This window comes from Persicitalea sp. (assembly GCF_041751555.1).
Taxonomy (GTDB): Bacteria; Bacteroidota; Bacteroidia; order Cytophagales; family Spirosomataceae; genus Persicitalea.
This window is the reverse complement of record NZ_JBGSXF010000348.1, coordinates 1-11,136: the sequence shown is the minus strand read 5'-3', so window position 1 is coordinate 11,136 and position 11,136 is coordinate 1. Positions and strand designations below refer to the sequence as shown.

General features: G+C 51.9%; 9 protein-coding genes and 1 pseudogene. 8 read left to right on the top strand and 2 right to left on the bottom strand.

The annotated features are described in order from the left end of the window. The 5 genes and pseudogenes from ACEW8P_RS12495 to ACEW8P_RS12475 all read left to right on the top strand — a co-directional run. Positions 1-1,881 (top strand): annotated as a pseudogene (locus tag ACEW8P_RS12495) (dehydrogenase); the annotation flags it as partial. Positions 1,882-1,949: 68 nt separating this feature from the next. Then, positions 1,950-2,153 carry a hypothetical protein gene (locus ACEW8P_RS12490; protein ID WP_373513411.1) on the top strand — a complete coding sequence of 68 codons (204 nt, stop codon included), beginning with the start codon at positions 1,950-1,952 and terminating at the stop codon, positions 2,151-2,153. Next, complete coding sequence (locus ACEW8P_RS12485) at positions 2,144-2,536, top strand: type II toxin-antitoxin system VapC family toxin (RefSeq protein WP_373513410.1); 393 nt, start codon at positions 2,144-2,146, stop codon at positions 2,534-2,536. Before ACEW8P_RS12490 ends, ACEW8P_RS12485 begins: the two co-directional genes overlap by 10 nt. Positions 2,537-2,635: 99 nt before the next feature. Further along, the gene (locus tag ACEW8P_RS12480; RefSeq protein WP_373513409.1) at positions 2,636-3,394 is read left to right on the top strand and encodes a ThuA domain-containing protein; all 759 of its coding nucleotides are present in this window, start codon (positions 2,636-2,638) and stop codon (positions 3,392-3,394) included. Positions 3,395-3,396: 2 nt separating this feature from the next. Further along, positions 3,397-4,278, top strand: a complete 882-nt coding sequence (locus ACEW8P_RS12475; protein WP_373513408.1) for a metallophosphoesterase — start codon at positions 3,397-3,399, stop codon at positions 4,276-4,278. Between the two features lie 89 nt (positions 4,279-4,367). Here ACEW8P_RS12475 and ACEW8P_RS12470 read toward each other — a convergent pair whose 3' ends face one another. Then, entirely contained in the window at positions 4,368-5,198 is an 831-nt protein-coding gene (locus tag ACEW8P_RS12470) for a TlpA family protein disulfide reductase (RefSeq protein WP_373513407.1), read from the bottom strand. Positions 5,199-5,319: 121 nt separating this feature from the next. Between ACEW8P_RS12470 and ACEW8P_RS12465 the strand changes: the two genes are divergently transcribed. Continuing rightward, entirely contained in the window at positions 5,320-6,270 is a 951-nt protein-coding gene (locus ACEW8P_RS12465; protein WP_373513406.1) for an NAD-dependent epimerase/dehydratase family protein, read from the top strand. Between the two features lie 32 nt (positions 6,271-6,302). After that, the gene (locus tag ACEW8P_RS12460; protein WP_373513405.1) at positions 6,303-8,435 is read left to right on the top strand and encodes a Tex family protein; all 2,133 of its coding nucleotides are present in this window, start codon (positions 6,303-6,305) and stop codon (positions 8,433-8,435) included. Positions 8,436-8,520: 85 nt separating this feature from the next. Here the strand turns inward: ACEW8P_RS12460 and ACEW8P_RS12455 are convergent, their stop codons facing one another. Further along, positions 8,521-9,759, bottom strand: coding sequence for a DEAD/DEAH box helicase (locus tag ACEW8P_RS12455; protein WP_373513404.1), 1,239 nt, complete (start codon positions 9,757-9,759; stop codon positions 8,521-8,523). Between the two features lie 106 nt (positions 9,760-9,865). Here ACEW8P_RS12455 and ACEW8P_RS12450 point away from each other — a divergent pair. Continuing rightward, positions 9,866-11,136 (top strand): alpha/beta hydrolase-fold protein (locus tag ACEW8P_RS12450; RefSeq protein ID WP_373513403.1); only part of this gene is annotated, 1,271 nt, incomplete at its 3' end.

The following is an 11,136-nucleotide window of genomic DNA, read 5'->3' as shown; positions in this document are numbered from 1 at the left end:
GACGATTTCATGCTGGCCAACAACGCCCAATGGGTCGGTTTTAGCCTGGAAATAGGACCCGAGGGCGGCTTGTATGTACTGGACTGGCACGACGCCGACATCTGCGGCTCCGACGTGCTGAACAAGGAAACAGGACGCATTTTCAGGATTATGCCCAAAGTTTCGCAAGCCAAAGACTGGCCGGATCGCTACGCCGATTTGGGCAAGATGACCGACGCCCAACTCGTGGCCCTGCAAACTACCCCCAGCGAGTGGCACGCCCGACGGGCGCGGGTACTTCTGCAAAGCCGGGCGGCGAATAAAACGCTGTCAGCTTCGACTCATGACGGTTTGCGTACTATTTTTCAAGACCGAGCCAATCCAGATTGGCGGCTGCGGGCCATGTGGGCCTTGCACATAACGGACGGTTTGCCAAAAACCGACCTCGTAAAATCGCTGGCCGATGAAAACGCCCACATCCGCGCCTGGGCGATTCAGATGCTGTGCGAAGACGGGCCGCCGACTTCTGAGGTGGTTATGAATTTTGTAGAAATGGCCGAAAGCGATCCCTCGCCCGTCGTGCGGTTGTACTTGGCCTCAGCTATGCAGCGGCTCGATCAACCCTCGCTCTGGCGCATCGCTGAGCAACTAGTCCGTCACGACGAGGACGCCGACGACCACAACTTGCCTAAGATGATTTGGTATGGCGTGGAGCCGCTGGTGGCCCAAGGTACCGCCCTGGCGTACATTCTGGCCGTAGAAAGCCGTTTGCCGTTAGTCACGCGCCACATAGCCCGGCGCTTGGTAGATGCAGATGCTACCGAAAAACTGGTGGTTGCAATCAGAAATTTTCCCGAAAACACAGACTTGCTGGCGGGAATGCGCGATGCCCTTGAAGGCCGTTACGACGTGGCCGCGCCCAAAAATTGGCCGGGGGTTTATGCCAAATTATTGGAAGGCGACGACGCCACGGCCATTGTCGCTCGCGACATCGCGCAGCACTTCGGCGACACCGAAGCGGCTAAAAACCAGATGGCAGTCTTGAAAAACAACAAAGCCCCGGCCACAGATCGCGTCAAAGCCCTGCAAGCGCTCAGTCGGCGGCAACGCCCCGAACTGGTCGCCGAACTACCCGCCTTGCTCGAAGAACTGACCCTGCGGCAGGAGGTTATCCGAGCCATCGCCAGCTACGACGCCGAGCCACTGGGCAAACGGCTGCTGGAACGCTACCCTTCTTTAAATCAGGCTGAGAAAGCCGAAGCCATCCAAACCCTGGCCTCGCGCCCGAAGTACGGCTGGCTGCTAACGCAGGCCATCGCCAAAAAGGACATCCTCAAAAAGGACGTCCCGGCCTACGTAGCCCGGCAGTTGCGGCGCGTGGTGGGCAGTGGTTTTGTAGAAGTCTGGGGGCCCATCGACCACGTGGATTTCGATGAGAAAGCCTACACAAAGTACCGTAATTTACTGACTGACAAAGCACTGACCACCGCCGATGCCTCGAGAGGCAAACTAATTTTCAAAAATACCTGTGGTCCCTGCCACAAACTCTACGGCGAAGGCGGCGCCATAGGCCCCGATCTCACAGGCTCCAACCGCAGCAACGTGGACTACCTGCTGGGCAACATCCTCGACCCCAGCGGCGAAATCCAGGACGACTACAAAATGGTAGTCGTCACGACCCGCGACGGACGTACTTACGTGGGCAACGTTGCCAAGGAAACCGACCGCCAACTCACCCTCCGCGTGGTGGGGCAGGATGCGGTGGTACTTAATAAATCCGACGTGCAGTCGCGGGAGGTGACGCCCGTTTCGATGATGCCGACGGGGTTGCTGGAACCGCTCTCGGATCGGGAAATTTTGGATTTGGTGGGGTACTTGCGGACGCGGGAGGCGGGGAAGTAGTTTTTTTTAGTGAAAAGTAGTACCTAACTTTAAAACATCAAGGCAGTAGTCACCTTATAGAAACTTCCATGCAGACCGTGACGGTAGATATTATCAATGATAAAGCGATGAAGCTTTTGCAGGATTTAGAGCTTCTGCAACTGATTCGTGTACGCAGAGAAAAAGCGCTAACTTCCGTAAACTGGGCAAAACAGTACAAAGGAGCCATGTCCAAGCAATCCCAGACCGAGATCGACAGCCAGCTTAATGAATTACGTAGCGGATGGGAGTAAGCTATCTTTGGGACACTAACACTGTAATATATTACCTACAGCAGCAATTCTCGCCTCAAGCAGAAAAATTTATTGATGATATTCTCCTAAGAGATCAACCCTGTATATCTGCCATCACAGAAATTGAACTACTTTGCTGGAAGGCCGCTACGGAGAAAGATCTGGCTGTCATTCATGATTTCATCAATGATGCTCTGGTCATTGAGCTGGAACGACCTATCAAACTTAAAACCGCTGATATACGAAGGGAACATAAAATTAAATTACCAGATGCCATTATTGCTGCAACGGCACTCATTTATGATTTAGTTTTGATGACCAGGAATATCTCGGATTTCAAAAATATTCAGGAATTGAGAGTCCTTGACCCGTTTAGAATATAATGTCTTTCCCCATAGGTTGTTAAATCTGTATTACTGGAGTGCTTGGGGCGGGGAAGAGCCTGTTATTTCAAATCTCTCAGATTAATTTATCTTCAAACTATGAAGAAAAAGTTACTACTCCTTACCCTGCTCATATTTGCCACTAGACACCTTTCCGCCCAGCAAGTCCTGATGGTCGCCGATGAATTTCCGGCGATGGAAATTCTGGCCAAAGGATTGCAAGAACAGGAAGGACTCATTTCCAAAATCATCGCCCAGACCGATTTGCCCGATGACTTGTCAGGTTTTCAAGCCGTGGTGGTGTACATCCACAAAGACCTGGACACGGGGCCTGAGGAGGCTTTCATCCGGTATGCCGAAGAGGGCGGTAAGCTCATAGTCCTGCATCACTCCATAAGTTCGGGGAAGCGGAAAAACAAGGAATGGTTTTCGTTCCTGGGCCTGGAACTACCCCAAGCGGAGGAGGAAGCCCCGGCTTACAAGTACATAGACGACATGAGCATGGACATCGTGAACCTGGCACCCAAGCACTTCATTACTACCCACAAAGTGGCTTATCCCCAGAAAATCAAGTACCAGTCGGAAGGCACTCCCAAATATAAAAATCTGCCTGGATTCAATTTCCCCAAAACCGAAGTTTATCTCAATCATCACCTAATTACTCCCCGCACGGTTCTGCTTGGATTCAAATTCATCGACCCGAAGGGTAATGAGTGGATGCAGGATCGATCAGCCTGGTGGATGAAGACGGGAAAAGGCTCGGTGTTTTGTAGTCAGGCGGGACACTATGCCCAGGATTTTGCCGACGTCACATATGCGCGAATCCTTGCCAACGCGGTGATTTATAAGCCCGAATAGCGATGTATAAGTACTTGACAGTAATGTTTGCCGCCCTCTTGCAGTTTTCTTGCTCAACTACCAAACCCATCCTGAGCATCGGCCTGGTAGCCGACCCGCAGTACGCCGACCAACCCACGGTGGGCAAACGCTACTACCGGGAGTCGGTCTGGAAATTGCAGCAAGCCGTAGATACTTTCAACTCCCAAAAGGTGGATTTTGTCCAAACCCTCGGTGATGTCATAGACAAAAACTGGATGAGTTATGATTCAGTACTACCCGTATATCGGCATCTCGATCCAGGTATCGAGAACTACCAATCCCTGGGCAATCATGATTTTTCCATCGACTCGACCTACATGCCTCAGCTGCTGAATCGCCTGGGGATGCTCAACTACTACTACTCCTACGTAAAGAAAGGATTTCGTTTCATCGTGCTTGACGCCACCGACTACGCCTATTATTCCAACCCGCTGCACAAACGGCCCCTTGCCACTTTAGACAAATATTACAAAAGCACCGAAGGGCAGCCTAATCACCAAGAGTGGAACAGTGGTATCGGAGAACAGCAACAAGCCTGGCTTAAGCAAGAAATCGCCCAGGCTGATGCAGCGAGCCAGAAGATAATCCTATTTTCCCATATGCCGGTGCGGCCCGAGGGGGGCGCGCACAACTTGTGGAATGCTGCCGAAATTGTATCAATAATTGAAGATAGTCCCAGCGTAGTGGCCTTCATCAGTGGACACAATCACGCCGGAGGTTATGTTTTCAAAAACGGTATCCACTATATCACGATTTTTGGCATGGTGGATACCGAAATAAGTTCTTACGCAATTTTGGATATTTATAGGGATCGTATGATACTTAAAGGGTTTGGAAATCAGAAGGGTATGGATTTGAAGTAGCTACCAGAAATCACCTCATTACCCCGCTTCCTGCTTCAATGTTTAAATCCAATGCTATCCCCCAAAAGAAATTTAAACAAGTAGGAAATCTAGTTGATTGATTGTTTCTCCAGAAAGATTTTCAAGTCGTCAGCACCATTAACGACTTTCAATATCGTCCCACTACCATCGACAACAAGGTGAGTGGGGTACATTTTTATATCCAGCTTATTTATCATAAAATTATCCTGTTCTGGAACTACGGCGTATTTAAATGGTTTCTTTTTAATGAAAGACTCCAACTGCGGTTTGGTGTCGGAAGCCAGGCTTACGAACTGAACATCAGGGTTATGCCTATATTCATCCACCAACTCGTTCAATTCAGGAAATTCTTTTACACAGGCCACGCAGCCAATAAACCAGCATTTTAACACTAGAGTTTTTCCCTTAGTCTTGACTTTATTGTACACCTTTCCCTCTAAATCGGTGAAGCTAAACTCCGGCATTTCTTTTCCCTCCCAACTTGTATTTTTTAATTCGTAGGAAACTAAATTTTTGATGGTTCTCTGCCTATCGGGATCAGCCTTGCTAGATCGATACAAAGCGTAAGTTGGCATTCCGTCTTTCAATTTTGTTTTGAGCGCGATGTAATTTCCGGTAGCTAATTTTGCTAAGAATGCCGCCTTAGTCAATTGGCTAGAATCCGTGTCGAGTCCGGTAAAGTCCTGGGCCAAGTGAATCGTGCGGTAGTGATAGCCATACCATGTCTTATAATCTTTCAATAGGGCTTCCGCATCTACTTCGAAGTTCTGGTCAGGCATGGACTGGATACTTTCAACCGCCGTTGTTTCCTTTTGCGGTTGCTCCGTGTTTTCAGCCTTTTGGCAAGACCACAAAATTGGCAGAAAAGACAGAGTTACTACTATGGGTAAAGTTTTCATGAGCAGAAAAGTCAAGGTGGAAAGTAAAGATAAAAACTTCTTGGTCTTGAAGTACTTGGAGGGAGCAGAAAATTCTTTATAAATTCGTGCTTGTCTCTTACAAACTCAGCCTCCGTCAGCCATGCCGCTCGAAGTAAAAACTCCCACCAACGACCTACAAACCATTCTAGGCGCGGGCGGCAGCATCGGTGTCGAACTCGCCAAGGCACTTCCTGATTACACTACCCGCATTCGGTTAGTGAGCCGAACGCCCAAAAAAGTAAATGAGTCCGACGAATTGATGGCGGCCGATTTATCCAAAGCCGAAGACATCGACCGCGCCGTGGCCGGGTCAGTCATCGTGTACGTGACCATTGGCTTTCCGTACAGCGTAAAGGTTTGGCAGGAGAAATGGCCGTCTTTCATGCGCAATGTTGTTGCTTCCTGCAAAAAACACGGAGCCAGGTTGGTTTTTTTCGATAACGTCTATATGTACGATCCCGACCACCTGAATCCCATGACCGAGGAAACGCCCATGCGTCCCACCAGCAAAAAAGGAGCAATACGCAAGCAAGTGGTCGATATGATTCTGGACGAGGTAGAGAAAGGCCAACTGACCGCCCTGATCGCCCGTGCGGCGGATTTCATCGGCTCACCCAACGGAGTGATCGACGAGATGGTCTATAAAAATTTCAAAAAGGGCAAGAAGGCCAACTGGTTGGTCAGCGTGGACAAACTCCATAACTTCACCTTCATACCCGATGCGGGCAAGGCTACCGCGCTACTGGGCAACACGCCCGACGCCTACAATCAGACCTGGCACTTGCCCACCGACCGCTCCAAGTTGACGGGCAAGCAGTGGATTGAACTCTTTGCCCGGCAGATGAACGTCGAACCAAAGTACCAAACCGTGCCGATTTGGTTGATGAGCCTTTTGGGAATCTTTGTTCCAATTATGAAGGAACTCAAAGAAATGGCCTACCAATACGACCGCGACTATGTCTTCGACAGCAGCAAGTTCGAGCGGCGCTTTCCCGATTTCAAGCCCAGCAGTTCGATTCGCGCCGTGCGGGCAGTGGTGGGCGGTTTGTAAATTTGTAGTTTTGGCATCGCTAAATTTTCGCCATGAACTACCTGCACATCGCCCAGCAAACGGGTCTGCCCGAGCGGCAAGTCCTTAATACTATCCAACTTTTTGAAGAAGGAGCCACGCTGCCCTTTATCGCTCGTTACCGCAAGGAAGCCACGGGCGGACTGGACGAGGTACAAATCGGGGCTATCAAAGACGCCTGGCAAAAGCAGCAGGAAGTAGAGAAGCGCCGCGAGAGCATTCTGAAAACCATTGAAGAGCAGGGCAAACTAACACCAGAACTACGCACAAAGCTTGAAGGCGTGTTTAGCCTGACGGAGTTGGAGGATTTGTACTTGCCTTATAAGCAGAAAAGAAAAACCCGCGCGGTACTAGCCGTAGAACGTGGTCTTGAGCCCCTGGCGAAGGCTATTTTTCAAGGTAGGGAAGCCGCTCCCGAAATGCGGGCTACGAGCTTCATTAATAAGGAAGTACCGACTGCAGAGGATGCCTTGCAGGGCGCGCGCGACATCATCGCCGAGTGGGTCAGTGAGGATGCCGAGGCCCGGAACCGGACGCGTGGCTGGTTCACGCGGAGCGCGATAATCTCGGCTAAGGTCAAGAAAAACAAAGAGGAAGAAGGAGCCAAGTACCGCGACTATTTCAACTACACCGAAGAACTGTCCCGCATTCCCTCGCACCGGCTGCTGGCCATCCGAAGAGGGGAGGAGGAAGACATCCTAAGCGTCGGCATCTCGCCCGACGAGGAGCGGGCGCTATCGACCTTAAATCGACTATTTGTTATCGGCCCGGCGGCGGGTCAGGCGCAGTTGGAAATAGCCGTGAAGGACTGCTACAAACGATTGCTCAAACCCTCCATCGAAACGGAATTTGCCAAAATCTCCAAGGAAAAAGCTGACGATGAGGCTATCCGGGTATTCGCAGAGAACCTGCGGCAATTACTGCTGGCCGCGCCTTTGGGCCAAAAGAAGGTTTTGGCCATTGATCCCGGTTATCGAACTGGATGCAAGGTAGTTGTGCTGGATGAACGCGGAAATTTGAAGGAACATTTTGTGATTTATCCTTTCGACAAACCCGCCGAGGCGCAGAGGCGTTTGGAACAAGTTTTGGAAAAATTCAAAACCGAAGCCATTGCGATTGGAAACGGTACTGCGGGCCGCGAAACGGAGGATTTTGTGAAGAAATTGTTGGTAGCTACCGGGAAAGAACAAGGGGTAGAAGTAGTGCTGGTTAGCGAACAGGGCGCATCCATTTATTCGGCCTCGGAAGTAGCGCGGGAAGAATTTCCCGACCTCGACCTTACCGTGCGCGGCTCGGTGTCCATCGGGCGGCGGCTCATGGATCCGCTGGCCGAGTTGGTCAAGATTGATGCGAAGTCCATCGGGGTGGGTCAGTACCAACACGATGTAGATCAAACGGCCTTGAAAAATGCACTGGATGGCGTGGTGGAAAGCTGCGTCAACTCTGTGGGTGTAAACCTTAACACGGCCAGCCAGCACCTGCTGCGCTACGTATCGGGCCTGGGACCGGCGCTGGCTCAGAATATCCTGAACTACCGTGCTGAAGTGGGCGGTTTCAAGTCCCGCGCCCAACTCGTGAAAGTACCGCGCTTGGGCGCGAAAGCCTTCGAGCAAGCCGCCGGATTTCTGCGCATCGAGGGCGCAAAGAATCCGCTGGACAACAGCGCGGTGCATCCCGAACGTTACGCTTTGGTGGAGCAAATGGCTAAGGACGTCGACGCTTCGGTGACCGAACTCATGCAAAAGCCCGAACTCCGCCGCCAAATTCAACCCGCCCGGTATGTCGGTGCCGACATCGGTGGGGCCGCCATCGGTCTGCCGACTTTACAGGACATCTTGAAAGAACTGGAAAAGCCCGCGCGCGACCCCCGCGCCGAGCGCGAAACATTCGCCTTCGATGAGCACGTACGGACGGTAGAGGACTTACATGAAGGCATGGTGCTGCCCGGCCTCGTGACCCAGATCACGGCATTCGGCGCTGTTGTGGACCTCGGCGTAAAGCAGGACGGTCTGGTGCACGTCTCGCAAATGGCCGACCGTTTTGTAAAAGACCCAAATGAAGTAGTGAAACTACAACAGGTAGTCCAGGTGAAAGTGACGTCGGTGGATTTGGCGCGGAAGCGGATTGCGTTGAGCATGAAGATGTGAGGAGGAAGGAGGAAAGGAGGATGGAAGAAAGGAGGGCTTGCGCCAGCATCCTTTATTCCTTTCATCCTTCCTCCCTTTCATCCCCTTATTTTCGCTTTTTCCGGCGCTTCCGATTCTCAAAATCTTCTACTTCTTGCATCAGCCCCTTCAAGTCAAAGGTAACGTTGTCCTGCGTCAGGTCAATGGTCTGCTCGTAGTCCTCTTTTGGTATTTCCAGGACATTGATTTTATAGCCCAGGAATTCTTCGATGGCATCGAGTAGTGGCTGTTCTTCGGGACTACTGAATGACACCGCGCGGCCTTTGTGGGTACCGCGCCCTGTGCGGCCCACGCGGTGGACGTACTTCTCGGTTTCCTCCGGCAAGTCGTAGTTGATGACGAAATCTACCTCGGGAATGTCAATGCCGCGGGCACTGACGTCAGTGGCGATCATTACCAGGGTGCGGCCTTTCTTGAAGTCCTGCATCGTTTTCAGGCGAGCCGTCTGCTCTTTGTCGCCGTGAATAGTCTGGCTGTCGATCTCCATGCGGGCCAAAGCGGCGGCTACGCGCTCGGCGCGTACTTTGGTACGGACGAAGACCAGGATTTTCTTGTCGGGATTCTGCTTAATAATCCGTTCGAGGAAAAACCGCTTGTCGTCCATCGCGATGTGGGCCATCGAGTGGGTGATATTCTTCGACACACGGTCTTTGGGGGCTATCTCGATACGAATAGGGGTATGGACAATGGAGTAGGCCAGCTTCTTGATCGTGTCGTCGATGGTAGCCGAGAAAAATAGTGTCTGCCGACTGCGTCGAAATTTCTTGATGACATCCTCGATGTCTTTGTAAAAGCCCAGTGCCAGCATCTGATCGGCTTCGTCCAAAATCAGGATTTCCACGCGGCTGAGGTCGATGTGGCCCTGACTGATCAGGTCGAACATACGGCCCGGCGTAGCGATCAGAATATCCACACCATCGCCAAGTCGCTCGATTTGCGGCTCCTGTTCGACCCCGCCGACCAGGCAGACGGTCTTGACGCGGGTGTGGTGGGCAATTTGGTCAAAGACCTCAGTAATTTGTAAAGCCAGTTCCCGCGTAGGTACCATCACTATACAGCGCACGGGGGCGGTGCGGCTGCGCTGCTTTATGTCATGAATCATGCTCACGACCGGAATCGCGAAAGCCGCCGTTTTGCCCGTTCCTGTCTGGGCGATGGCCAGAACGTCTTCTCCCTTCAAGATGGAGGGAATGGCCCGGAACTGAATGTCGGTCGGACGCTTAAAACCCATTTTGGAAAGGTTTCTTTTTATCTCAAAAGCAATGGAGTAGTCGTCGAATTTCATTTTTACTAAATTCTGAATTTTGGCAAAGGTAAGGTTTTGCTCCTTATAGCAGGGTAAAGGAAAGGTACCCGTTGCTTTGTGCCAATAACCCTTTCTCCAACTCCCCATGAAAAAACTCCTCCTCCTGTTTTTGCTCGGCTACGCTGTTGTTCTGCAAGCCCAAACTCCCACCGAAGACTACCCCGCCGACCCCGCTTCCGTCGAACAGGCGGGCGTGCCAAAGGGTGAGGTACTCAAATTTACCTTCGATCAATCCAAGATTTTTCCCGGTACCTGGCGGGAAGTGTGGGTGTACGTCCCGACACAGTACGACCCATCCAAACCCGCCTGCGTCTATGTCAACCAGGATGGCATTCAGTGGAAAGCAACGACGGTTTTCGACAACCTCATTCACAAAAAAGAAATGCCCGTGACGATTGGCGTGTTCGTTACGCCGGGGCGGGTGATTGCGCAGAACCCAGAAGAGGCACTCGACCGCTTCAACAGGAGCTACGAGTACGACGGGCTGGGCGACAACTACGCGCGATTTATTTTGGAAGAAATTCTGCCCGAAGTGGAAAAAATGAAAACCAGCGATGGGCGCGTCATCCACCTTTCCAAAAACGGCAACGACCGCGCTATCGGCGGGTCGAGTAGTGGGGCGGTCTGTGCCTTCACGGCGGCCTGGGAACGGCCCAATGACTTCTCGCGGGTATTCAGCGCCATCGGTACTTACGTGGGCCTGCGCGGGGCTGACCGCTACCCAACGCTGATCCGTAAATATGAACCCAAACCCCTGCGTGTATTTCTGCAAGATGGTGAGAATGACCTCAATATTTACGCGGGCGATTGGTGGATGGCCAACCAGATGATGCTGCGGGCGCTGAATTTTTCGGGCTACGAGGTGGCGCACGTCTGGGGCGAGGGGGCGCACAATGGCAAGCACGGTACGGCCCTGTTTCCCGACGCCATGCGGTACTTATGGAAAGGCTGGCCCGAACCAGTCAAAACGAGTACTTCCAAAAATCCTATGCTGACCGATGTTGTAGTACCCGGCGCGGGTTGGGAACTGGCAAGCGGCAAGTACGCCTCGAACAATAGCCTGGTAGTCGACGTACAGGGTGAGTTATTTTTTCAGGATGCTTTTGAGCAAAATAAAAACTACCGTGTCGATGCGGCGGGCAAAACGACGGACGTACCAGCCCCAAAAATAAAACAGGCCAATGCCAAATTTGAACCCGATCCAGAAATAAAAGTTGGGGGCAAAGCCCTTTCGCCTGACCAAACCCAGCTTTATATTACCGACGCTGCCTCGCACTGGATATGGATTTATCAGGTGCAGCCCGACGGAAGCTTGCGGCACGGCCAACGCTACGGCTGGCTGCATTCTCCCGATAC